This window comes from Vreelandella neptunia, assembly GCF_022489065.1.
GTDB lineage: Bacteria > Pseudomonadota > Gammaproteobacteria > Pseudomonadales > Halomonadaceae > Vreelandella > Vreelandella neptunia_A.
The window spans coordinates 1-23,835 of record NZ_JAKVTW010000019.1 but is presented as its reverse complement, the minus strand read 5'-3'; the positions used below and the strand labels follow the sequence as shown (position 1 = coordinate 23,835).

28 protein-coding genes are annotated in these 23,835 nt (G+C 50.8%); 13 read left to right on the top strand and 15 right to left on the bottom strand.

Annotated features, from left to right (window positions below; translation table 11 throughout):
- Positions 1-11: 11 nt before the first annotated feature.
- Positions 12-1,136 (bottom strand): 4-oxalomesaconate tautomerase, encoded by a 1,125-nt coding sequence (locus tag MLE19_RS19145; RefSeq protein WP_240719717.1) that lies wholly within the window; start codon positions 1,134-1,136, stop codon positions 12-14.
- Between the two features lie 148 nt (positions 1,137-1,284).
- Here MLE19_RS19145 and MLE19_RS19140 point away from each other — a divergent pair, with 148 nt between their 5' ends.
- Positions 1,285-2,190, top strand: coding sequence for a LysR family transcriptional regulator (locus MLE19_RS19140; protein WP_240719716.1), 906 nt, complete (start codon positions 1,285-1,287; stop codon positions 2,188-2,190).
- Here MLE19_RS19140 and MLE19_RS19135 read toward each other — a convergent pair.
- On the bottom strand, positions 2,187-3,644 hold the full coding sequence (locus tag MLE19_RS19135; protein WP_240719715.1) for a cobyric acid synthase: 1,458 nt from the start codon (positions 3,642-3,644) through the stop codon (positions 2,187-2,189). The genes MLE19_RS19140 and MLE19_RS19135 overlap by 4 nt on opposite strands.
- A gap of 235 nt (positions 3,645-3,879) precedes the next feature.
- On the opposite strand from MLE19_RS19135, the gene MLE19_RS19130 reads away from it, so the two are divergent.
- Genes MLE19_RS19130 through MLE19_RS19105 form a run of 6 tightly spaced genes read left to right on the top strand, consistent with a single transcriptional unit; the run spans position 3,880 to position 9,596 of the window.
- Positions 3,880-4,902 (top strand): LacI family DNA-binding transcriptional regulator, encoded by a 1,023-nt coding sequence (locus MLE19_RS19130; RefSeq protein ID WP_240719714.1) that lies wholly within the window; start codon positions 3,880-3,882, stop codon positions 4,900-4,902.
- Between the two features lie 11 nt (positions 4,903-4,913).
- Complete coding sequence (locus MLE19_RS19125) at positions 4,914-5,930, top strand: ABC transporter substrate-binding protein (RefSeq protein ID WP_240719713.1); 1,017 nt, start codon at positions 4,914-4,916, stop codon at positions 5,928-5,930.
- A gap of 2 nt (positions 5,931-5,932) precedes the next feature.
- Positions 5,933-6,829 (top strand): ABC transporter permease, encoded by an 897-nt coding sequence (locus tag MLE19_RS19120; RefSeq protein ID WP_240719712.1) that lies wholly within the window; start codon positions 5,933-5,935, stop codon positions 6,827-6,829.
- Positions 6,826-7,614 carry an ABC transporter permease gene (locus tag MLE19_RS19115; RefSeq protein WP_240719711.1) on the top strand — a complete coding sequence of 263 codons (789 nt, stop codon included), beginning with the start codon at positions 6,826-6,828 and terminating at the stop codon, positions 7,612-7,614. Before MLE19_RS19120 ends, MLE19_RS19115 begins: the two co-directional genes overlap by 4 nt.
- 58 nt (positions 7,615-7,672) lie before the next feature.
- Positions 7,673-8,755: an ABC transporter ATP-binding protein gene (locus MLE19_RS19110; protein WP_240719710.1), complete on the top strand. Its 1,083-nt coding sequence runs from the start codon at positions 7,673-7,675 to the stop codon at positions 8,753-8,755.
- Positions 8,748-9,596 (top strand): phosphodiesterase, encoded by an 849-nt coding sequence (locus tag MLE19_RS19105; RefSeq protein ID WP_240719709.1) that lies wholly within the window; start codon positions 8,748-8,750, stop codon positions 9,594-9,596. Before MLE19_RS19110 ends, MLE19_RS19105 begins: the two co-directional genes overlap by 8 nt.
- On the opposite strand, the gene MLE19_RS19100 is transcribed toward MLE19_RS19105, so the two are convergent.
- Positions 9,593-10,447 carry a bifunctional transcriptional activator/DNA repair enzyme AdaA gene (locus tag MLE19_RS19100; protein ID WP_240719708.1) on the bottom strand — a complete coding sequence of 285 codons (855 nt, stop codon included), beginning with the start codon at positions 10,445-10,447 and terminating at the stop codon, positions 9,593-9,595. The genes MLE19_RS19105 and MLE19_RS19100 overlap by 4 nt on opposite strands.
- Before the next feature lie 216 nt (positions 10,448-10,663).
- Here MLE19_RS19100 and MLE19_RS19095 point away from each other — a divergent pair, with 216 nt between their 5' ends.
- From MLE19_RS19095 to MLE19_RS19085, 3 genes are all read left to right on the top strand, one after another.
- A complete protein-coding gene (locus MLE19_RS19095; RefSeq protein ID WP_240719707.1) occupies positions 10,664-11,584 on the top strand; it encodes a glutaminase in 921 nt (306 codons plus the stop codon).
- 115 nt (positions 11,585-11,699) lie between these two features.
- Positions 11,700-12,521 (top strand): DUF1206 domain-containing protein, encoded by an 822-nt coding sequence (locus tag MLE19_RS19090; protein WP_240719706.1) that lies wholly within the window; start codon positions 11,700-11,702, stop codon positions 12,519-12,521.
- Positions 12,522-12,530: 9 nt separating this feature from the next.
- Entirely contained in the window at positions 12,531-13,133 is a 603-nt protein-coding gene (locus MLE19_RS19085) for a YqaA family protein (protein ID WP_240719705.1), read from the top strand.
- A gap of 53 nt (positions 13,134-13,186) precedes the next feature.
- On the opposite strand, the gene MLE19_RS19080 is transcribed toward MLE19_RS19085, so the two are convergent.
- Positions 13,187-13,594, bottom strand: a complete 408-nt coding sequence (locus MLE19_RS19080; RefSeq protein WP_240719704.1) for a DUF4019 domain-containing protein — start codon at positions 13,592-13,594, stop codon at positions 13,187-13,189.
- Between the two features lie 300 nt (positions 13,595-13,894).
- Between MLE19_RS19080 and MLE19_RS19075 the strand changes: the two genes are divergently transcribed.
- A complete protein-coding gene (locus tag MLE19_RS19075) occupies positions 13,895-14,638 on the top strand; it encodes a class I SAM-dependent DNA methyltransferase (RefSeq protein WP_240719703.1) in 744 nt (247 codons plus the stop codon).
- A 102-nt stretch (positions 14,639-14,740) separates the two neighbouring features.
- Here MLE19_RS19075 and MLE19_RS19070 read toward each other — a convergent pair whose 3' ends face one another.
- The 6 genes from MLE19_RS19070 to MLE19_RS19045 all read right to left on the bottom strand — a co-directional run bounded on the left by MLE19_RS19070 (position 14,741) and on the right by MLE19_RS19045 (position 18,213).
- Positions 14,741-15,226 (bottom strand): DUF1456 family protein, encoded by a 486-nt coding sequence (locus MLE19_RS19070; protein WP_240719702.1) that lies wholly within the window; start codon positions 15,224-15,226, stop codon positions 14,741-14,743.
- A gap of 95 nt (positions 15,227-15,321) precedes the next feature.
- Complete coding sequence (locus MLE19_RS19065) at positions 15,322-15,744, bottom strand: tetratricopeptide repeat protein (protein WP_240719701.1); 423 nt, start codon at positions 15,742-15,744, stop codon at positions 15,322-15,324.
- Between the two features lie 163 nt (positions 15,745-15,907).
- Positions 15,908-16,348 (bottom strand): GFA family protein, encoded by a 441-nt coding sequence (locus MLE19_RS19060; RefSeq protein WP_240719700.1) that lies wholly within the window; start codon positions 16,346-16,348, stop codon positions 15,908-15,910.
- 38 nt (positions 16,349-16,386) lie between these two features.
- Complete coding sequence (locus MLE19_RS19055) at positions 16,387-16,812, bottom strand: N-acetyltransferase (protein ID WP_240719699.1); 426 nt, start codon at positions 16,810-16,812, stop codon at positions 16,387-16,389.
- Between the two features lie 410 nt (positions 16,813-17,222).
- The gene (locus MLE19_RS19050; protein WP_240719698.1) at positions 17,223-17,618 is read right to left on the bottom strand and encodes a VOC family protein; all 396 of its coding nucleotides are present in this window, start codon (positions 17,616-17,618) and stop codon (positions 17,223-17,225) included.
- Between the two features lie 109 nt (positions 17,619-17,727).
- The gene (locus MLE19_RS19045) at positions 17,728-18,213 is read right to left on the bottom strand and encodes a VOC family protein (protein ID WP_240719697.1); all 486 of its coding nucleotides are present in this window, start codon (positions 18,211-18,213) and stop codon (positions 17,728-17,730) included.
- A gap of 103 nt (positions 18,214-18,316) precedes the next feature.
- Here MLE19_RS19045 and soxR point away from each other — a divergent pair, with 103 nt between their 5' ends.
- Positions 18,317-18,790: a redox-sensitive transcriptional activator SoxR gene (gene soxR, locus MLE19_RS19040; protein ID WP_240719696.1), complete on the top strand. Its 474-nt coding sequence runs from the start codon at positions 18,317-18,319 to the stop codon at positions 18,788-18,790.
- 161 nt (positions 18,791-18,951) lie between these two features.
- Positions 18,952-20,139: a DEAD/DEAH box helicase gene (locus tag MLE19_RS19035; RefSeq protein WP_240719695.1), complete on the top strand. Its 1,188-nt coding sequence runs from the start codon at positions 18,952-18,954 to the stop codon at positions 20,137-20,139.
- Positions 20,140-20,201: 62 nt separating this feature from the next.
- Here MLE19_RS19035 and rho read toward each other — a convergent pair whose 3' ends face one another.
- The 5 genes from rho to MLE19_RS19010 form a co-directional block, all read right to left on the bottom strand.
- Positions 20,202-21,158, bottom strand: a complete 957-nt coding sequence (gene rho, locus MLE19_RS19030) for a transcription termination factor Rho (protein WP_240719694.1) — start codon at positions 21,156-21,158, stop codon at positions 20,202-20,204.
- A 284-nt stretch (positions 21,159-21,442) separates the two neighbouring features.
- The gene (locus tag MLE19_RS19025; RefSeq protein ID WP_240719693.1) at positions 21,443-22,051 is read right to left on the bottom strand and encodes a hypothetical protein; all 609 of its coding nucleotides are present in this window, start codon (positions 22,049-22,051) and stop codon (positions 21,443-21,445) included.
- Between the two features lie 381 nt (positions 22,052-22,432).
- Entirely contained in the window at positions 22,433-22,855 is a 423-nt protein-coding gene (locus MLE19_RS19020) for a hypothetical protein (RefSeq protein WP_240719692.1), read from the bottom strand.
- Between the two features lie 131 nt (positions 22,856-22,986).
- Positions 22,987-23,283, bottom strand: a complete 297-nt coding sequence (locus MLE19_RS19015) for a hypothetical protein (RefSeq protein WP_240719691.1) — start codon at positions 23,281-23,283, stop codon at positions 22,987-22,989.
- Positions 23,280-23,693: a hypothetical protein gene (locus MLE19_RS19010; RefSeq protein ID WP_240719690.1), complete on the bottom strand. Its 414-nt coding sequence runs from the start codon at positions 23,691-23,693 to the stop codon at positions 23,280-23,282. Before MLE19_RS19010 ends, MLE19_RS19015 begins: the two co-directional genes overlap by 4 nt.
- Between the last annotated feature and the right edge of the window lie 142 nt (positions 23,694-23,835).

Genomic DNA, 23,835 nt, shown 5'->3' with positions numbered 1-23,835 from the left:
AATAACGTTATTCAATCAACGGTTTCGATGGCGTGATTCCCCGCTTCCTTTGAAGTGGCTGCGTAAAAAATTTGCCCGCTCATGATTTTGCGAGCCGTTCGAATGAGAGACACGCGCGCCAAGTCAAAGGCATTCTGCTGGCGATACTCTGCCGTTAGCTCAATAGAACCAGAAGGATGCTCTAACACAATTTGTGATAACAGCTGCCCAGCAGAAAGCTTCTGAGTGCTTATGGCCATGTGATTGGCCACCGAGCCGGGCACATTAATCGCCGCCGCCACGGCCATCGCCCCTGTCACGGCAATCGCCTTATGGCAGCGATGGGGCACAAAATAACGCACATTCAGCGTGTTCGATGCTGCTTCAGCCGATGAAATCAGCACCACCTTGGGCAGCACGCTCTGGCTAACATCGCCCATTCCCATCCGCCGCCCTGCTTCCCGGCGCAGGGTTTCTAAGTGAGTTAACAAGGCCGCGTTATTATCCAGCTCAGCAGGCGATTCTTGGCCGGTTAGCCCAACCGACTCAGCACGCAGCAGCATAATCGGGGTGGCGGCATCAATACAGCTCACCTCGACACCTTCGATCTCATCGCAGGGGTTGCCCGTGGGTAACAGTTGGCCCGTTTTACTGCCCATGATGTCTAAAAAGCTGAGCTGAATGCCCGCCGCACTGCCCGGAACGCCGCTAATGGTGACGCTGCCTTCGTACTGCACCTGTTTTCCCGGTGTGGGTACATGGCATTCGATCAGCCGCTGGGTGTTCAGGTTATGCACTTTCACCACGGTCGTACCGTCTTGCGGTTCCACCAGCCCTGTTTCGATAGCATAGGGCCCAACGGCAGAGAGCATGTTGCCGCAGTTCGGATTGAAATCGACGCGCTTGTTCACTACGTCTACTTGAGCAAACAGGTAGTCAACATCGGCATCAGGGTGTGATGAGCGCTCCACAATGGCCACTTTGCTGGTGAGCGGGTCGCCGCCCCCAATCCCATCGATCTGTAGCGCATGACCGGACCCCATCAAGCTCAGCAGTATATCGGCCTGCTGGGCCTGGTCACTGGGCAGGTCTTTCATACGAATAAAGGGGCCTCGAGAGGTGCCGCCCCGCATAATGACACAAGGAATGCTGTTCATATCGCTCCGCCATAGTTCGCGATGATTGTATGAACGGAGCATGTCAGCCAATGTTTAATGTCTCAAATGCAAATATAGGTTGTTATAAATCCAGTTTTTGCATTAATGTGTTTTGGTTATGAATACACCTTTTTAGCGCAACAATCCTATGCTGCATAGACTCGAATTTCTTGACCTCCAGGCCTTCATTTTGGTCGCTGAATTAGGCACCTTTCATGAGGCGGCGCAGCGCCTGCATTTGTCGCAGCCAGCCCTCACTCGGCGCATCCAAAAACTCGAAGAACTCCTTGAAGTTGAATTACTTGAGAGAACCACGAGGCGCACACGACTAACGCCTATTGGAGCTGACTTTCTACCCCGCGCCAGGCGAATGCTAGAGGAGTGTGAGTCGTCGATTTTGGGAATTCGCGAGCTCGTCACGCACCAAAAAGGCACGGTGACGATTGCCTGCTTGCCAACGGCGGCCTTCTACTTTTTGCCTAGTGTCATTCGCGTGTTTAGCGAGGCCTGGCCGGGCATTCGCATCCGAATTCTGGATGTCAGTGCCAACGAGGGGCTGGAAAAAGTCATTAATGGTGAGGCGGATTTCGGTATCAACATGATCAGCGCACAAAGCTCGGAGGTAAGATTTACTCCGCTGCTGCGAGATCCATTTGTGTTGGCACTGCGCTCAGACCACCCGCTTGCCAGCAAAAAGCAGATTGAGTGGAGCGATTTAGAAGATGTGCGGCTCATTACCGTTAGCCGCGATAGTGGCAACCGCACGCTGCTGGATAACGCGCTTTCAGCGGAGGGTATCCACCTCAACAGCTTTTATGAGGTACAGCATCTCTCTACCTCATTAGGGCTGGTGGAATCGGGATTGGGTGTGGCTATTTTGCCGCGCATGACCATGCCCGGTCCGGATCACGACACGCTCTGCTCTCGCGATCTACCCGAGCCACGCATTCAGCGTTCGATTGGATTGGTGCGCAGCAACTCGCACAGCTTATCAAGCACTGCGCAGCTATTTATTGATCTTCTTTTAGAGCACTGGGGTAAAGAAGCTATCTAGCGACTTTCAGAAGGTAGCAACGCTAATACCGCCTCAATATCTATATGGGCTTCCAGCATATCCGCCAGGCGATCAAGTTCACGCTCTCGATGGGCTTGGTAATCGCTTTGCTCGCCGTCAGCGAGGCCCAGTTTTTTTAACAGCGCATGGCAGGCATCAGGATGGTCAAATAGTCCATGCAGATAAGTGCCGAGGATTTGGCCATCTTCACTGACCGAGCCTTCTGATCGACCATTAATATCAAATAGCGGTTTGTCCAGGGCGGGGCCTTCGCTAATGCCGTTATGAATTTCATAGCCCGTGACCGTTGCCGTTTCCCCGACGAGCACACCGCTAACGTTACGTAGCTGCTTGCCCGGCACCATACGGGTGGTGAGCGGTAAAAGTCCCAATCCGGCTACTTTCCCTGGCGGGCCTTCCAGCCCGTCGGGGTCATCGACCCACTCACCCAGCATCTGAAAACCACCGCAAATGCCCAGCACCTTACCGCCATAGCGCAGGTGGCGCTGAATGGCATTATCCCAACCCTGGCGTTTTAGCCAAGCTAGGTCGCTGGCAGTGCTTTTGCTGCCCGGCAGGATGATCACATCGGCGGGAGGTATCGGCTGCTCGGGCCCCACGAGGGTCAGCGCTACCTGGGGGTGCAAACGCAACGGGTCAAAATCAGTGTGATTACTGATACGCGGCAATGCGGGTACGATGATGTTAATCACCTGGCTTTGTTTTTCCACCTGAACAGTGCCAATGCTATCTTCAGAATCGAGTACGAGTCCTTGCAGATAAGGCAGCGTGCCCAGCACCGGCTTACCGGTGCGCACTTCCAACCACTCAAGCCCAGGCTCAAGCAGCGCTATATCGCCTCGAAAACGGTTAATGATAAAGCCCTTCGTACGGGCCTGCTCACTCTCGCTAAGTAGCGCCAGCGTACCGACCAATTGGGCAAATACACCGCCCCGGTCAATGTCGCCTACTAACAACACCGGGCAGTCGGCGGCCTCGGCAAAGCCCATGTTGGCAATATCGCCTTTGCGCAGGTTAATTTCTGCCGGGCTGCCCGCGCCTTCAGCAATAATCACATCGAACCGCTGCTCTAGCGCTTGCCACGCCGCCATAACGCTCGCTTGGGCAGTACGTTTGAAGGCGTGGTAGTCCAGCGCGTCCATATGCCCATACACCTTACCGCGCAGAATCACCTGAGCGCCCCGGTCGGTTTCTGGCTTCAGCAGTACCGGGTTCATATCGCTATGGGGAATGACGCCCGCCGCCTGGGCCTGTAGCGCGGTGGAGCGCCCAATCTCGCCGCCATCCACAGTGACTGCGCTATTTAATGCCATGTTCTGAGGTTTAAAGGGTGCCACTGAGATGCCACGTCTTGCTAACACGCGGCACAGCGCAGCCACCACGGTACTTTTACCAGCATCCGAAGTGGTGCCTTGAATCATCAGTGTGGCCATAAAAAAGTCTCACCCTTGGGAACAAGAGCGAGACTTTAGCGACCTACGAGAATCAGCGCAATGTGATCAAGTGCATCAAGTAGCGCCTCGCTATGTCCCTTACCTCCTTCGTTACATCCACTTCTAAAACCTACTTAAAAAATACTTTTTAACGCCATCAATTTGTCACACGCCAACTTTAGTCTTATCTCAAACAAATGAGATCGATCTCATTCTTTCATCTAAGAGTTTAGATATGTCCGACTTACTCAGTGTGGCAAAGCTAGCCGGCGTTTCTCGAGCTACTGCTGCGCGGGCCTTTTCAAGCCCCGATCTAGTTCGCCCAGCGACCCGAGAGAAAATTTTTAACGCTGCTCAACAGTTGTCATTCAGGCCCAACAAAGTCGCCCAACAGTTGCGCTCGCAAGCAACGCAGATGATTGGTGTGATGGTGCCCAGTCTCGATAACCCGGTATTTGCCGAGCAGCTACAGGCCATGGAAGTGGCAGCACGCGCCAGCAGCTACTCATTGTTAGTCACGACTAGCGAGTACTCCCCCAGCCGCGAAGAAGAGATCGTCGAAGAGATGCTGCGACAGCGCGTCGACGGTTTGGTACTGACTGTTGCAGACGCTGGAAATAGCGCGGTGCTAGAAAAGCTAAGGCTTGAAAACACGCCCTGCTTGCTGGTTTACAACCCGCCAGGCAATAGCGGCTACGCCTCAATCGGCGTAGATAACAACGCCGCAGGTGCTGATGCCACTCGGCATTTGCTCACCCTGGGGCATGAACGAATCGGCATGGTCGCCGGCCCTCTACTGCAGTCAGACCGAGCTCAACAGCGTTATGAAGGTTACCGGCATGCTATGCGCGACGCAGGCTTCAAGCCTCGCCCGGTGGTTGAAATGAACCGCCATACCCAAGCAGACCTGGCAAGCCTAACACCTGAATTAAACGGGCCTGATTTTCTCACAGCCGTAATTTGTACCAATGACCTGCTCGCCATCAGCCTGATGGGTGAACTGCAACGAGCGGGGTTTAGTGTCCCCGGAGACCTTTCCGTAATGGGCTTTGACGGCATTGCTCTTGGCAAGCATCTCTACCCGTCGCTATGCACCATTGAGCAACCCCGTGCCGAGATCGGGCGTACCGCGGTACAAACCTTGTTAGCCATGATTCGGGGAGAAAGCTGCACACCCGCTCCCCTGCCCCACGCATTGCGTCAGGGCGAAAGTGTCGGAATCCCGACATTCCGTAAGTCCATGTTAGGCACTTCATAGAGGAGTACGTCATGAATCTCAAGCGTCTTTATCAAGCGGTATTGGCCACGGCGGTGATTAGCGCGTCGGGAAGCGCTTTTGCGCAATCAAGCGACAACGCCATTTGCTACAACTGCCCACCGGAATGGGCCGACTGGGGCACACAGCTGCGATTGATTGAACAGGAAACCGGCATTCGCGTGCCCCAAGACAATAAGAACTCCGGCCAGTCTTTAGCTCAGCTGGTGGCCGAAGCAGGCAGTCCGGTGGCGGATGTTGTTTATTACGGTGTGACCTTCGGCATTCAGGCCATGGAAGAGGATGTTGTAGCGCCTTACCAACCCCAACACTGGGATGAGATTCCTGAAGGCCTGAAAGACCCCGAAGGTAACTGGTTCGCTATTCATTCTGGCACGCTCGGTTTTATGGTTAACGTCGATGCCTTGGACGGTGCGCCGGTGCCCACCTCTTGGGAAGACTTACTGAAACCTGAGTACCAAGGTATGGTGGGCTACCTTGACCCCGCCAGCGCTTTTGTAGGCTATGTAGTCGCCGTTGCGGTCAACTTGGCAATGGGTGGCGATCTTAACGATTTCACCCCCGCCATCGACTACTTCAATGAGCTCGCCGAAAACGACCCCATTGTGCCTAAGCAGACTAGCTATGCACGGGTGCTTTCTGGCGAAATACCGATTCTCCTCGATTACGACTTCAACGCTTACCGTGCCCGCCACAGCGACGGTGCTAACGTTGAGTTTGTGATTCCCGAAGAAGGTAGCGTGGTCGTTCCTTATGTGATGAGCCTGGTAAAAGAGGGTCCGAATCCTGAGAACGGCCAGCAGGTGCTTGACTTCGTGCTGTCTGACCAAGGTCAAGCGGTATGGGCAGACGCCTATTTACGCCCCGTACGTGAAAGCGCCATCTCCGCTGAAGCACGGGAAGTCTTCTTGCCGGATAGCGATTATGCCCGCGCAGAAGCTGTCGATTACACCGCCATGGCGGCTGCCCAACGCAGCTTCTCTAAGCGGTATTTGTCGGAGGTGCGTTAATCATGACCGCGGCATCCAAGCAGCCCTCCGGGGCTGCTTCTTACTTTAGACGCCAGTCGGCTAGCGTAGGCCCAGCGAGGCGTAAAAGACTGATCGCTTTGTTAGCGCTGATGCCTGCGCTGGTCATCTTCTGCGCCTTCTGGTTGCTGCCTTTTTCACGCTTGATAGTGATGGGTGCCGAGGCTGACCGAAGTAGTGGCATAAGCGCCTATCTCACCATTCTCACCCATCGTCAGTACTTGATCAGTCTCGTGACCACCGTAGGCATCTCGCTCGTTGTGTCGATCACGGCGGTGGCCATAGCGGGCGTCGCTGGGTTCTTCCTCGCTCGCCACCGTTTTTTCGGTAAGGCGGCCTTGGTGGCGATCCTCACTTTTCCACTGGCCTTTCCAGGCGTAGTGGTGGGATTTCTGGTGATTATGCTAGGTGGTCGCCAAGGAGCGCTGGCGCAGACCAGCCTGTGGCTGTTTGGCGAGCGCTGGATGTTCGCCTACTCGCTGGCCGGCTTATTTATTGGCTACCTCTACTTTTCGATTCCTCGCGTGATCACCACGGTGATGGCTGCCTGTGACAACTTGGATAAAAGCCTGGAAGAAGCCGCCCGCTCGTTAGGCGCTAATACTTGGCAAGTCACCAAAGACGTCATCGTACCCGGCATTGCACCCGCACTGCTCTCAACCGGTGCCATCTGCTTTGCTACCAGCATGGGCGCCTTTGGTACGGCGTTTACCCTCGGTACGCGGTTAAGCATTCTGCCGCTCAATATCTACGGGGAGTTCACCAACTACGCCAATTTCGCCATGGCCGCCGCGCTATCAGTGGTATTGGGGGTCATCACCTGGATGGCATTGAGCCTTGCCCGTCGGCTGGCAGGCGGCAACTTGGGAGCTTCGGTATGAAATCGCGCCTACGCTTCACACTACAACTGAGTTTCACCCTGCTGGTGTGCTTATTTATGATCGTGCCCGTGGCCATGTCGGTGATGGCGGGGCTGACCGAAAACTACTTTGTCGGCCTTGAGAGCGGCCTGACCCTGCGCTGGGTGAATGAGGTGTGGCAGCTCTACGCCGATACGATCTGGCTGTCGATTAAACTGGCGATTGCCTGCCTATTGATCACTATTTTGATTGGTGTGCCAGCGGCCTACGGTCTGCTGCGCAGCCGTCGCCGCTGGGCCAACGCAATTGAAGAACTCCTGCTGCTACCGGTTGCCGTGCCGGGGCTAGCCACCGCGCTTGCCTTGTTACTAGCCTACGGCAGTTATCGTGAGTTTCGCGGTAGCTGGCTGTTCATTCTTGTTGGCCATGTGCTGTTTACCCTGCCCTTTATGGTGCGCGCGGTGCTCTCCGTGATGCAAACCGCCAAACTTCCCCAACTGGAAGAAGCGGCTGCCAGCTTAGGCGCCGGTTTCAGGCAGCGCTTTTTCGGAGTGGTCATCCCCAACAGCATGAGCGGGATTTTGGCGGGCGCCCTGATGGTGGTCACCCTCTCCATCGGCGAATTCAACATTACCTGGATGCTGCATACGCCTTTGACCAAAACACTCCCGGTCGGCTTGGCCGACAGTTACGCCTCGATGCGCTTGGAAATTGGCTCGGCCTACACGCTGATATTTCTGGTCATGGTGGTGCCACTGCTGGTGGCGATTCAGTGGGCGGGAAAACTCACCCAGCAGCGCGACTGAGCAATCGAGCCGCCACCCACCTTTAAAGTCATCTGATTGCTTTATTCGAGAAACTTATATGAGTTCATCTGTCAGCATTACGCTTACTCAATGCAGCCGCACCTTCGCTGGCGGCAACACTGCTCTGCAGCCGCTGGATCTGCACGTCAACGCGGGCGAAACGTTAGTGCTGTTAGGGCCTTCTGGCTGCGGCAAAACAACGACACTACGCATTATTAGCGGCCTGGAAAGCCCCGACAAAGGAGGGCAAGTACTGTTTGGCGAGCGCGATGTTACCGCCCTACCGATCGAGAAACGCGACGTGGGAATGGTGTTTCAAAATTACGCGCTATTTCCCAATATGAGCGTTGCCGACAACATCGCCTATGGCCTTAAAATTCAGCGCCTGCCAAAGGCCGAGATCGCCCATCGGCTTGACGAAGTGACGCGCATGGTCGACTTACAAGGCTTTGGTGGGCGGCGCATCGATGCCCTTTCAGGAGGCCAAAAGCAGCGCGTTGCCCTCGCCCGCGCGATTGCCGTTCGCCCCAAGGTGCTGCTGTTTGACGAACCCTTGGCTGCCCTCGACGCCAAACTGCGTGATCGGCTGAGAATTGAAATTGGCCAGTTGCTTCGAGAGCTAGGCACTACAGCGGTTTATGTTACCCATGATCAAGACGAAGCAATGGCGTTAGGCGACCGCATCGCAGTGATGCAATCAGGCCGCATTGCCCAACTGGGCACGCCCCAGGAGATTTATCACCGACCGGCCAACGCCTTTGTAGCGGACTTTATTGGTGCGGTTAACTGCCTGGAAGTCATCGGCACGCGAGCCGACGGAGGGTTAATAGTGCCTGGGGGTGAACTTGTCGCTACCCACTTGCAGGGCGTCTCAAGCGTTTACTGTCGGCCTGAAGATATCCAGATCGTACCGCTCAGCCAAGCCGATATAAAAGGCAAGGTGGTACAGAGCATATTCCTTGGACAGACCCAGCGGCTGCTGGTCGATACGGGCGGCGCCTCTCCATTGCAAATAGAAGCGCCATCCCGCCAGCGCTGGCCAAACGGTACCGGCATAGGTTTGACCCTCACTCCAAGAGTACTTTTCCACCCAGACAAACCCACTGTGACTGGTAACGCCAAGGAGCAGGCCTATGGCTGATCAAGCTTTGAATTCTTGTAGCTGCCTTATCGCCCAGATTAGCGATCCGCATATCAAGGCAGGCGGTAAACTCTCCTATCGTCAAGTGGATACCGCCAATGCGCTGCGCCAAGCAGTTAATACGCTCAATCATTTAGCGCCACGCCCCGACCTAGTATTGATTAGCGGTGACTTAGTCGATTTTGGTCTTCCTGAAGAGTACGCCACCTTCAAGCAAATCCTGGCTGAGCTAACGCTGCCCGTTTACTTAATCCCTGGCAATCACGATGAACGTCAGCACCTATGCGCTGCATTTCCCGAACATCGCTACCTTTTTCAGCACCACCACTATTTGCAGTGGGTCGTGGATGACTACCCAGTGCGCTTAATAGGGCTAGACTCATCGGTGCCAGGTAAGCCGCACGGCGAGTTAAGCGATGAAAGCCTAGCTTGGCTAGACGCCACCCTTGCAGAAAAGCCTGAAAAACCTACTTTGGTTATGGTGCATCATCACCCTTTTGTGAGCGGTATCGACCATATGGATCGCCAGCCCCTAAAGCAGTCAACCGCTTTAGCCGAGGTAATAGGTCAGCATTCACAAGTTGAACGTGTGCTCTGTGGGCATCTTCACCGAAGTGTTCAAGCCCGTTTCGGGAACACGCTGGCCATTAGCTGCCCGGGTGTTTCCCATCAGGTGAGCCTGGATCTTAATCCAGATGGCCCTTCCCGCTTTCTGCTAGAGCCGCCCGGTTACCTTCTGCATCAGTGGTCAGCAGCGAATGGCATGATCACCCACCAAGGGTTTATCGAGCACTACCCAGGCCCTTTCCCTTTTTATGACGCTAACGGGTTAATTGATTAAGACGTGGCCATGGGGGAAAGCGCTGAATTGCTCACGGCTAGTTCCCAGGCTTGGACTATCTGCTTTTTCTCTAATCCCCACCGATAACCACCGAGTGCGCCACTCTGTTGAATCACCCGGTGGCAGGGAATCCATAGCGCGATGGGGTTAGCTCCCACGGCATTCCCCACCGCGCGGGATGATTTAGGTGTACCCAACGACTGAGCAATATGCGAGTAGCTGGCCAGTTGGCCTTCAGGAATCGTCAGCAGCGCTCTCCAGACCGCAATTTGGAAGTTGGTTCCCGTCACGTGCAGCGACAGTGCGGCCGCTCCCTCTTTGGGCTTAGCAAATAACGCCTCGACCGCATAGTGAGTAGCCTCTGGATTGTGCCGCAACGTGCTAAGCGGCCACTCTTTGGCAAGCCGTTCCTGCAATGCTTCTGCACTGGTGGCATCAACAAACCCCATTCGACAAATACCGCGGGGTGTTACGGCCACAAACATACGGCCAAGCGGCGTTTCATGCACACCGTAGACGATCTCCACCCCATCACCCTGGCGCTTAAACTCTCCAGGCGTAACCGCCTCTAGTTGCACAAAGTGATCGTATAATCTGGAACCACCGCTAAGCCCCAGCGAGTGGGCAATATCCAGCAGCGAGGCAGAAGTCTTCATTAGCTGCTTACCCCGCTCTAATGTCAGCGCCTGCAAAAAGCGCTTGGGGCTAATCCCCACATAACGACAAAATATCCGCTGGAAGTGAAAGGCGCTTAAATGAACGTGAGCAGCCACCATTTCCAAATTAGGCTGCGCTGCCGCATGTCCCACCATAAAGGCCATCGCTTTCTCGATACGCTCATAATCGTTCATTCTTGAGTTTCTCTCGCTGGCGTATAATAGAGTTCTTAACTGCGTTACCCAACATCCTAAACGGCCAAATGCCCTTTGCCGACCCGAATCTTGCTCATTGATTAGTTAACAGGCTCAGACTGTTTTAGCGTCACCATTTTGATGATGCAAAAAGACAACACCCCCATTTTCCGCTAGGGTGAGGCCCCGCCTCCATTGACGGTACACATCAAACCCATGCAAGACTTAATCAACGACATTGCAGCCGCCATGGCGAAAGAAGAGGAGCGTGGCAAGGTCGCGGACTACATTCCCGAGCTTGGCCATGTTGACCCACAGCAGTTTGCCATTTCGCTGGCCACCGTGGATGGCAACGTTTATTCGGCGGGCTGCGCGACCACTCCCTTTTCAATCCAAAGTATTTCGAAAGTCTTTACGCTGACCATCGCGCTGGGTCAGATGGGCGATTCGCTCTGGACAAAAGTGGGTCGTGAACCGTCAGGCGACCCCTTCAACTCCATCGTGCAGCTTGAACACGAAAGCGGTAAACCGCGTAATCCGTTTATCAATGCGGGGGCTATTGCGGTGGTCGATGCGATCATGATGGGTCACGAGCCCAAGGAAACACTGGGCGAGATCCTTAGCTTTGTGCGCTATATCGCCGATGACGACACTATTTGCTTTGACCATGCGGTTGCCGCCTCTGAGATGGCGCACCGCGACCGCAATGCCTCATTGGCGCACTTCATGAAGGCCTTTGGTCACCTTCGCCATGATGTCGACAAGGTACTGGGCACCTATTTCCATCAATGCGCCATCGCGATGAGCTGTGAACAGCTCGCTCACGCTGGCTTGTTCCTAGCCTCAGATGGCGTCAACAAACCCAGCGGCATCCGTGTGGTAGCTCCTCAGCGGGCACGGCGTATCAATTCACTCATGATGATGTGCGGGCACTACGACGCCTCGGGGGAGTTCGCCTTCCGAGTTGGCCTGCCGGGTAAAAGCGGCGTGGGAGGCGGCATTCTGGCGATTGCGCCAGGCCATGGCTCCATTGCGGTTTGGTCACCAGGATTAGACGCCTACGGCAACAGCCTGCTAGGCACCCAAGCGCTCGAAATGTTTGTTCAGCGCACCGGCTGGTCAGTGTTTGGGCATTAAAGTAAGCACCTTCGTCTGCTTCTCCTACGCTAGACAATAGTAAGTCACTCCCACAGTATAGGCAGCCGCCCGAATACGGATATTTTGCAACGCCATATCAAGTCAGGAGGACACCATGGCCAATAGTATGAAAAACCCCGATCATCGTGATGCGATTACCCTTTTCGCTCGCATGGGCTACGCATCCCGCGGCATCGTTTATGTGTTAGTGGGTGGTCTGGCCGCGCTGGCAGCCTTTGGTCAAGGTGGCCAAACAGAAGGTAGCCGCGGTGCACTGGAAAGAGTCCTCACTGCCCCCTTTGGCAAAGTCTTATTGGGCATTATCGCTGTGGGTTTGGTTGGTTACGCCATGTGGCGCACCATTCAAGCGGTTAAAGACGCCGATCACCATGGCACGGATACCAAAGGCATTGCCATTCGCACAGGCTTAATGGTTAGCGCTGTTACGCATATTCTTTTGGCTTTTTTTGCCGCTAGCCTTATTTTCCAATTTGGTGGTTCGTCGTCTGGCGATTCTGGCGGTGGCTCTCAAGGCATGGCGAGCTGGCTGATGCAGCAGCCGTTCGGTCGCTGGCTTGTAGCTGCCGTCGGTATTGCCATGATAGGCGCTGGTATCGCCCATGCGATTAAAGGCTACAAAGCCAAATTCGATAAACATTTCGCGATGCCTCCCCAAACCCAACAATGGGCCTACCCCGTTTGCCGCTTTGGATTAGTAATTCGCGGGATTGTGTTTGTGATTGTGGGTAGCTTCTTTATTATTGCCGCTTATCAGTTTAACCCTGATCAGGCAGGCGGTACGGCTGAAGTATTTAGCACGCTGCGTAGCCAGGCATACGGTCAATGGTTGCTGGCAATTGTTGCTGTTGGCCTTTTCGCGTTTGGCTTATACAGCATATTAGCGGCTATCTATCGCCGTATTAATCCCGACATGTAGCGACCCATAATGGCCATCACATCAAAACGAACTAAGCAGTGGTTCGAGCGCATTAATGGCTCGAAGAATATGCTGTGGTTACTCAGCACCCTCTCCTTTTTGGAAACCATCATTCTGCCAATTCCCATTGAGTTGGTGCTGATACCGCTAATGGCCGCCAATAAGCAACGCATATGGTTGCTTGCAACGGTTACAACTGCTGGGTGCTTGGTTGCATCGCTGGTCGGCTACAGTGTTGGACTGGTGCTCTATCAGTCGGTGGGTACGTGGTTTATTGAATTTATGGGTATGGAACAGAGCTATCAGTCCTTTCAAACCTTCTTCGATCAGTATGGTTTTGCCGCGATTTTAGCCATTGGCATTCTGCCCATCCCTTTTCAGGTCGCAATGATTACCGCAGGCCTTTCTGGCTACCCGATCCTGCTTTTCGCACTGGCAGCGTTAATTGCCCGGGGCCTGCGTTACTTCGGGCTGGCCTGGCTGGTTCACCGCTTTGGCCATCGTGTATTGGTGCTATGGAAACGACACGCCTTGGTGACCAGTTTGATTGTTGGTGTGATTGTACTGGTGGTGGCGCTGGGAATGCAGGCCCTGGCGGGGCTGATTATGTAGCGTCGGAAGTCAGTGGTCAGCAGTTGAAAAGAACTCCTTCATCTATGCTGAGACTACTGAATGTAATAGCCGCTGACCTTCCATGCATCCCCTTCCAAATGTGGGGTAATCGTTTCAACCCCTCTAGGTTTGTTCTCAAACTGGGTCTGGAAGGTAAACACCATATAGTCGCCTGAGGGAGCGCCAGGCATTGAGGTATCACGGATAACTCCCACTCGCCGACGCGACTGAACAGCACCTAGATCACGACGAGCGGCTCCGATTGTGCGCTTTAGCATGTCTGGGGAAAGCGGTCTTTTAAGCAACGAAGAAGAGGATTCCCAGGCTTGCTCATACTGGCCGCTATCAATGGCTTCTAGCCATGCCATCGCCGCCGCCTCGGCCGCATTTGTATTTGAATGGGCCTGCGTAGTTAGTAGTAAAAGGCAGGCGGCAACGATCAAGGTCACTGGTTTCGACATGGCAGACTCTTTGGCGGTATGAGGCATTGGTGCGTCTTAAGTAATTATCGGAAGATTGCGTAATTTCTTTAGTCGTAATACTTCGTTTAAGGTAAATAGAGGCTAATTTCGGGCCTTAATTAAGTAAATGCCTTCACAGGTCGTTTTGCTCTACGCATGTTGATCTCTCTGTTACCGCAATCCCCGAACGACAATCAAAAAAAGCGAAGTGTCATCGGCTTGCGGCACCTGCTTCTCAAATCCCACCGGCTCGTTTACTATGCGCAACCCACTGATTCCAGTGTTCACCATTAGGCTACTATGTCCGACAACGCGCTCTACACCGACCTTTCTGGCTACTACGATTTGATGTGCGTGGATATCAACTACCAAGCACAAAGCGATGCCATTCGTAGGCTACATCAGATCTTCGGTAACGACGGAACGACCCACCTCGATTTAGCCTGTGGCACTGGCCCCCACGTGCGCCATTTCATTGATTTTGGCTACCTAAGCAGTGGGCTTGATATCAATCAACCCATGCTGGATATTGCCGCTACGCGTTGCCCAGAAGCCCAATTTACACTGCAGGACATGAGTGATTTTGAGGTTAACGCCCCCCAAGACTTGATTACGTGTTTTTTATACTCGATTCACTACAACGACGGGATTGAGAAGCTACATGCGTGTATCTCCAGCGCACACCGCGCGCTCAAGTCTGGCGGTATTTTCTGTTTTAACGCGGTCGATAAAGACAAAATCGATAACGGTTTATCTGTTAAGCACAGCGCCAAACAAGCAGACGATTCTTTCACCTTCCGCTCGGGCTGGCACTACAGTGGGCAGGGTGAAAAGCAGTCGCTTAGGCTAAGCATTGAGAAGACCAACGCAGAAGAGACTCAGGTCTGGAACGATGAGCACCCTATGGTGGCGGTTAGCTTTGCGGAGTTAATCGATCTCCTAGCGCCGTACTTTGAAGTGCATGTGTTTGAGCACGATTATGAAAAAATCACTTCCTGGGACAGCCTCTCAGGCAATGCGATTTTTGTGTGCGTAAAAAAGTAATAGCTGACCACGGTTGCAGCATGATTGATAAGGCAAGAGATGAACGTTGCTAATCCCCCTTGCCTCTGAGGCGATACAGATTATTGACGCTGTGCTAGGCAGTTATGCTTCCGCACTGGGATGTTGTTGATTGGGGCGTAACTGAAGCTGGATGCCGAGTAAGAAATTTCGCAGCACCTGATCTTTGCACTCGCGATAATTCTTGTGGCTTGGCTTGCGGAAAAACGCGCTTAATTCATGATTGCTTAAGCGAAAACCTGCCAGCTCAAAAGCTGCCAGTATATCTTCAGCCTTTAAATTCAGCGCAATACGGAGCTTCTGGAACACCATATTGTTGTTCAACTGCGATTCTGGCGCAGGCTGTGGGCCTTCGCGCTTGCCACGCTTAAAGCTAATAAAACCGTTCAGAAACGCCGCCAGCTCTCTGTTCTTCATCGTCATAAAGGCGTCGTCTTCATCTTTTTTCAGCCAGGCAGTTACCTGCTCTTGAGCCACGCTGACCTCTGCCAAAGCGAAGATATCCACGATGGTGCTGTCTTTTAAATCGAAGGTGTAGCGTATACGGCGAAAAATGTCATTATTGGTCAAGATAGTGTCCCTAGTCTTAGGCAAACCCAGCACAATCAAGCTTCATGTGCATGTACGTCTAAAGTGAAGAATATTCAAAATAACAGCTTAACAATTTAACCAGTGGTCAGCTTTCCAAGCAGCTCATCTATTTCGTCTTTAAGCTCGCCATCTTCTATTTTGTTAGCCGTCATTTGGGCATTTTTTAAGTTGTTGATCGCCGCATCGGTCTGGCCAAGTTCAACCTGCAGCTTCGCCATGGAGAAGGCGATGGATGACATGTGGTCTTTAGAATTAACCGCGACGGCTTTTTCAAAGGCTTTTTCGTAGACAGCCAGCGCCTCATCCAGTTCTTCAGTAAAGTCAGCCAGCGTTTCCCACTGCTCTGGGTGGTCTTTATCGCTGTTTTCGTTCTCAGTGCAGATAGCTTCCAACTCCGCATAGAGCGAATCGAAAGCCTCTCTATCCTCTTTATCAGCAGCCTTCATGAGCTTTTCAGCGAGTTCGTAAACCGCTTTGTAAATTTTGGTGTTAATCATGAACGACTACCCTTTTCTATTAAAAACAGTAACAAGTAAAAACCTGCTAAAAATCAACGTTTATGGAACAGCCAACTCATCGTGGCCGTTGACATTATACCCTTTGAGGATGGGGCTACGGGCGTTCATTTTTCGGTTTTTGTAGCAGGCGTGCTGTTGTGGTTTAAATGGAGCAGCAAGAACTCTTCAGTGCTTTATTAAGTGATTCTAAACTATCAGGGCCACCAACCAACTGAACACATCTATCTGGCTCTTGCGCCCATGTGGCTGCTGAAGACAGATGGAGGTGAACAGAAATTTGAGATTCCGTTGCTTCATCAAGCAAACCTGCTGGAACCCATATCAAATCAGTGTTTCTCAGTTTATTGGGCACCGGACTGCCGCAGGCCGAACAAAAATCACTTCGATAGCCGGTTGGCTTTTGAAAAGAGCGTATACTGGATTGGCCAGACAACCAACGAAAGTTATTCCATTCCACAAACGTGGCAGCGTTAGCGCTAGACCCGGTCGCTTTGCGACATAAGGAACAGTGGCATTGATAGAAGTTTGGTAGCTCACCCTCAATTTCAAACGCCACCTCTCCGCAAAGACATTCACCTTTCATCAAACGTTCCTTTGATAATAACTGGTTTCCCCTTAGCGTTAACAGTAATGCTCCATGATGAACTCAGGTTGACCCGTTTGCTCATCAATCTGCTCACCTAGGGAAATGAAGCCATGCTGCTTATAAAAATTGATGCTGGGGGCATTCTGACTGTAGACACTGAGCTGCAAACACGACCTTCTGCTCTTGGCATCCTCAATCAAAGCTGACCCTATACCATTGCCCTGCAAGCTTGGTGACACAAAAACAGCTGCCAACGTACTTCCATAGAGGCAGTAAAACCCTGCTATCTGCTCATCAGCTTCATATACAAAGGTTTCCGATGCAGGAATGTATACATCACGCATTTCGCTAACTTTTGACTGCCAATATTCTGACCCAGCGAAGGAGTGAGCTTTAATCGATGCTGAAAGCCAGATATCCAAAATGTGTTCAATATCTGCCTCCCGGTATTTACGAATCATCTAGATGTTCCTACTGATGGCCAATGAAGCTAAAGGCGTTACTATGAATCATTTGATACACGCTTTCTAGGCAGTGCAGAACGAAGCACATTAGGAATCCCCTCAGACTTGTAAAGAAAGGGGTCATGTTCGAGTAATTTGTCCAAATTATACCATTCCCACGTATGCCACACTCTGCTCTAAATAATGCGCAGCGTTTAAGCCTGTTCTATTTAATACGATGCCTACTGAATGAGCGATAAGCCCAGATTGCGCGCCAAGCCGGTTACGCATTGATGGATCGTAATTAACTGAAATATCCAAGCCTACTCACAGCATGCCATACTGATTCGCGAACACTTGCATGTACTGAAGTGTATTCAACTGATCTCACTTAAGCTGGCACCAATGGTAAAATCAGCGGCAACCTTTTAATCACTAATCTGGTTTACGAAACCAGCTTCATCCCTAATACCAACTCGGTTGCCATCGGGGTCGGCGATGTTGATGGTTCTACCCCAAGCATTTTCGGTAATGGTGGCTTGAATACCCCAAGACCTGATTACTCTTAGCGCCTCTTCCAAATCATCAACGTTGAATCGCAATTTAAAACTACCTTCTTCTGGCGATTTAACACCTTTCTTTGCCTTACCACCCTGCTCGACCATCAAATAACCATGACCAAACTCTAGACAGGTTATCTTAAAGCCGTCTTCGTCTCTCTCAAATAACTGACGCAAGCCAAATAGCCCTTGATAGAAAGCTACGCATTCCAAGTAGTGTTCAGTATTAAGAATTAACCCGTACCGGGATACATTCGCGTTCATAAACACTCCTATTGCTTAGCGCCAGGCTGTGCTGCCGCTCCCGCAGCGACAGCCTGTGCAAGTTGCTTAGTACTGCCCGTAGCAGAATGAAAAACAACGGCAACGTTCATTACACCTCACCCTTCCGTTGCTGGACTGCTTGTTGCTGCGCTTCTCCCTGCACTACAGGTTGCTGAGCATCTCGGTTTAAATTCCGTTCCGCCGGGATGTCACTCAGATACTCGACAAACTCCACCTCAAAACCGGCAGGATCGACAAAGTAGACATTTTTACGAAACGGCTCTGTAGCGCCGGGTTTGGCAATGGCAAAACCCGCGTTATTTAACCTAGCCACAACGGCATCCAGGTTATCGGTCACATAAGCAAAATGGGCAAGCCCCACGCTGTGGCCTTTCAGATCACGGTTCGCGCCTTCACCGTGGTCGCTTAATGCCAGGTAATGTTCGTCGTCACCAAAGTGTACCCATTTACGTGGTTTGCCATACCACTCGCCATGGCCTTCATCGCGCACACGCCAGTGCGGGAATACAGCGCGGTAAAAATCCAGCATGGCATCCATATCATCAACGACCAGATTCACGTGTTCCAAGTACATAAGAGTCTCCTTGCATTAAGTGAAATGGCAGGATAAAACCTCAACTTCACTTGAGGTAAAGCTGTTTTTGGAAAAAAATGGCAAAAAGATTCAGGAGTACGTGATGGCAGAGGCAATCTGGAGTATTGGCAAGATCGCCAAGCGCTGTGGCATTAAAGTCAGTACCTTGCACTTTTACGAGCAACAAGGCCTGATCCACAGCTGGCGTAATGCAGGCAATCAGCGCCGCTATAAACCAGAAGTACTAAGGCGGATTTCGGTGATCAAAGCAGCGCAGAAAGTCGGCGTTAGCCTTGAAGAAATTAAGCAGGCTTTTGAATCACTGCCCAATAACCGCACACCGACGGTTGAAGACTGGCAAGAGCTTTCAAAACAGTGGCAGCAGATGCTTGATGGCAGGATTGCTTATATGCAAAAGCTGCGCGATAACCTAGCAGGCTGTATCGGCTGTGGTTGCCTGAGCATGACCAATTGCCCGCTTTATAACCCGGATGACCAGTTAGCAGAAATCGGTAGCGGGCCGGTGCTTTTGGATCAGGCTGAGCAGCGGGCTGGGATGGATCGATTGACCAGTTAACATGCACAAACCGCCTGGTGCTGGTTGATGTTAGAATTGTGACGCAAGGATGGGCTTCTAGCGCCTCAATTAGCCTCCGCCTCAGCGGTCGGCTGCTTTTACTTTATACTGCCTCATCTTTTATTTTCGACACACCTTACGACAATCTGTCAGGGCGCCTTATGCCATTTGCAAAACTAGGATTATCCACTCCTCTTGTTCAAGCGATTACTGAACTAGGTTACCAAACGCCAACGCCCATCCAGGAACAAGCGATTCCAGCCATTCTTTCGGGTAACGACTTAATCGCCACCGCACAAACAGGCACAGGCAAAACCGCTGCTTTTGTTCTGCCTCTGCTAGAACGCTTCAGTAACGCGGGAACGTTACGCGGCAAACGCATACGTGCGCTGATTCTCGTGCCGACCCGTGAGTTAGCGGTTCAGGTCGAAGCCAACGTGGCTCAATACGCTAAGCACACGCACTTAACCTCTATGGCTATGTATGGCGGTGTGGATACCGAAGCTCAAAAAGAGCGCCTAGTCAAAGGCGTCGATATTCTGGTCGCCACGCCGGGCAGATTGCTTGATTTGGCGCATCAGCGTGCGCTGCATTTTGATGAACTTAAAGTCATGGTATTAGACGAAGCGGACCGAATGGTCGACATGGGTTTTGCCGACGATATCCATAAAATCATTGAGCGCCTACCTGAAAACCGTCAGAACCTACTGTTTTCGGCCACCATCACAGAAGACGTTCGCGCCCTCGCCTACGACTTTTCAGATAGCAAGATGACTGATCTGGCGGCTGAAATATCCATTTCTCCCAACGTCCGCGCCGCCGCTAATGTCAAACAGTGGCTAATCACCGTCGACAAAGATACTAAGTCCGCCTTGTTGAGCCACTTAATTAACGAACAAAAGTGGGATCAGGCGCTTATTTTTACCGAGAAAAAACACAATGCGGCCAAGCTTGTTGCTCAACTGGAAAAACGCGGCATCACAGCGGATTCCATTCATGGCGATAGAAGCCAAGCCATGCGTGAAAAGATTTTGGCTCAGTTCAAATCTGGTGAGCTAAAATACTTGGTCGCCACGGGGGTTGCCGCGCGGGGTTTGGATATTGATGAACTGAGTCGTGTGGTGAATTACGATTTACCTTTTCAGCCAGAAGAGTACATCCACCGTATTGGCCGAACCGGCCGCGCGGGTGCCTCAGGTGAAGCCATCTCTTTAGTTGACATGAGTGACTTTAAAAATCTTTGTGCCATTGAACGGCGATTAAAAAGCGTTATTGAGCGCAAAGAGATTGCAGGCTTTCCGGTTCGAAAAGCAGTGCCTGAATCAAACTTGAATTTCAGTAAAAAGTAATCGTTAAAACTTACCCAAGAAGCTCACCTTTTAAAAGGGTGGGCTTCTTTATTATCTATATTTCACGAATCCGGTAAAAATACATCTAACAGCTCGGCATTAGTGGGATATTTATCCAATAACTCAAGCAACTTCTGCGCGCCTTCTACTGGCTTAAGCGTTGTCAAACCTCTACGCAATGTCCTTACTTTCTCAATATCTTTTGCATCAATCAAAAGCTCCTCTCGACGGGTGCTGCTTTTGGCAATATCTATCGCCGGGAAAATCCGTTGATTGGCAACGTCCCGTGATAACACGAGCTCCATATTGCCCGTGCCCTTGAACTCCTCGAAAATCACCTGATCCATACGGCTTCCCGTATCCACCAGCACTGTGGCCAGAATGGTGAGCGATCCACCGTTTTCGATCTTTCGCGCAGCGCCAAACAGTTTTCGGGGTATTTCCATTGCTCGGCTATCCAGCCCACCCGACATCGTACGGCCATTGCCTCGCTGCTCGGCATTATGAACCCGCGAGAGCCTGGTAAGAGAATCGATCACAATCATCACATTATGACCTTCGCCAGCTTGCTTACGCGCCGTCTCAAGAAGCTTATCGGCCATACGCACATGGTGTGTGTAGCTTTCGTCTGAAGACGATGCATGTACTTCTGCCGACACACTGCGCTTAAAATCGGTGACTTCTTCGGGGCGCTCATCAATCAGCAAGGCATATAGCTTTATATCAGGATGAGCTTCTGCCACGGCCTGACAAATATGTTTTAACATCGTCGTTTTACCAGAGCCTGGCGGCGCAACAATCAACCCACGTTGGCCCATCCCAATGGGCGTAATCAAATCCATCGCCCGCACCGTACGCTGCTTGGAACCAGGCTCTAAAACAATGCGTGGGGAAGGATGAATAGCAACGCCATTTAAAAAACGTTTTTCGGGATCATTAGGGAATTGATCTTCAACTTCATCGGCAGTCTTTCCATCTATCTGTCTTTTCGCCTTTAAACCTAGTGTTTTTCTCGTCATAATATTGATGTATCTCCTTGAATAGCCTGAATTTATGGAATAGCTTCTACGCTTTTAAAATGATATTGTTATTGCGGATAGCGACACGGTGCTTCTGGATTGGACAGGGCAAAAAACGAGCGCCCAACAAGAGCCAAACTCCTAGTCCTAGGTCATATCCACCAAGTAAAGGTTCCGCATTTAACTGCTAATTTTTTAATACAAGCGATTAAAATGCTGTCGAAGCGCAAAAGGATACGCGTCAGCCAAAAAAATATATAACCGTTATAGAGCTATCAGTCACACTATTTCCACTGAGCTCTAATTTCTTCAAAGCGCTGCATATAAGATTTAAGACCTCTCCCTGCTTGCCCATTTAAAACTCCTTGTTGAATCATCTTAGCTCTATCTACATTATTGGTCGGGTCTTCTACATCATCTTTCCAGTTGGAAAAATCAACAATAACAAGCGCTGAGCTTATCTCTATATTCTCTGGCCAATCTGGATCGGCATCATCAGCAAAATATCTCCATCGACGAAGTGGTTCGTGCGATAGCGCCACATAGAATTTGTGGCGCCAATATTCTTCTATTTCGTCGAATATAATCTTATAAGTGGAATGCGTTACTTTCTCACCAAGCTTTTTTGCGCGCAGTAAATGTCTAGCAGCAGTAAGCCAATTTAGTCTATCTGCAACTGGCGGAATGTTCGCGCCGTTGTCCGTAAGGACTTCATACGCCCACTGAAATGAATTTTTGGCTTGTGAAGTCAACTCTCTATCTCGCTCTCGAACACGGTCATCCTCTTGTTTTTTAACGTTTGCACGATACGCTAGAAATGCAATCAACACAGAGAAAAGAGTTAACGATCCAAGAGCTAAATTTGTAACTTCAATCCAGGTTCCGATAGACATGATTTGATCCTAGCCCTTAACACTGCTATGAGCGATACAAGTTTGCGAGTAACCAGAAAACTTTGGGAAAAATTTGATACCTTTGCTATTAGTCACTTTTAGAATGATAGGCGGTTCATGGGCCAGCTGACCTGTCGCATCCTTGTAGCTATTGGGAGGCTGAAGCCGATAGTTTATCACTACCGTAATGTTCTGAGAGTCGTTATAAAACTTAATGCGATGCATAATAACCACTCCTCGACTGTTTCATCGGATCCTATCAAAATTAGGTATAGCGGGGGTTTTAGCCCCAAAGCTTGCAGTATGCGCGCCTAGGAAATGGAGCCGAAGACAGAATGTAGTGGGCACCGCCGTGCTTGCAATTTTTAGCGCATTCTAAACTCATTTCGCTAGTACAATATTTGCATAAAATACATCACCGAAGCCCCAGACTAAGGTTCCGACAGCAACGACGAAATACGTTACATAATTAATTACCCGAAGCTTCGCCTGGTATTTATTCTCAATGTACATGTGGCAGTACAGAAAGGAGTGATCGCGGGCAATAATCAGCCTATCTATAATCACTACTCTCAACTCCGCCAATAGTGCAAGAACAACCATGATAGATCCGCTCCTTTGAAACCATAGCGCGGGGTCTTGAGTCTCCATTCTTAGAAAGCTCAGAGCGATCGGTGATACAAGCCCAATCAAAACAAGAGCGAGCCACTTGGTTGTTTCACGTCGAATTCTAGCTTCTTGCTCGTCAACCCAAACCTTACCGGATCCCTCCAGCATACCGTAGGTAATAATTTCTATAGCCAAATCAAAATCCCTAGTCGCATCAATTGTTCAATCATGCTGATGAAACGCTATACTGCCAACTCGTAAAGTTTTTTAGTGGAGGCGAAACCGCAACGGAAAAGCTGTCGTAGTGATTTGCCTTGTTACCAGATTTACTTAATGTTTTTGTGTAACCACTGACAGCGATCCTTCGCTTTTGGCCCAAAGTATGACCAATAACGCTTCGCTTCTTCACGTGGAAGTGCTAGGACTAGAACGCTAGACGGCCCAGGCGACATCGCCTCTTTTACAACATCTTTCCATTGTGAGGCCGTTAACCCGCCAACTATCCAGGTATTCTCATGGCGGTGCCACCATCCGTTTGCTTTATCTTTAATAGCGGCATGAACCACTTCACGTTCTTCATTGCTAGCTCGATCTAACAGAACCACATACCAATTACCAGTCATTCTGAACCCTCCTCGTCTTTGGGCTCATCAAATGCGGCCTTTTTAGAAAAACCAGATTCCAATTCTTCGTTTGACTGAACCTCTAAGTATTCTCCTGAGTTGCTATCACCAAGAGTAAGTTTTTTATTTTCAATATAATCATGACCCGAAATCTGGCCTAACATTAGAACAGTTGGATCTTTCCATGCTGTTACAAAAACGCCTACCAATACAGTAACAACAACAAATGCAGCAAAAAGCAAAATCCAAGGAATATATGTGTGCAGTGACTCAACTCTCGAAAGTAATCCAATTACCGCTGACGTCCCTGCGATTAATATTCCAACAACGATTGCAAAAAAACCAAGTATAGTTTTAGGAGATTTATAGCTAGCATTCCTAATGGTATGCGACGCCTCTTTTGGCACCATAAGCTACTCCTCTTTTTGCTAATAGTGATCAGAATGCATGTTTTGATATTGAATGAATGCGCAATGCTCTTCAACATTTTTACCATGTATACAAAACAGCTTTAATTACCTGGCACTTAATTCAAATAATTTAGCTTTTTAT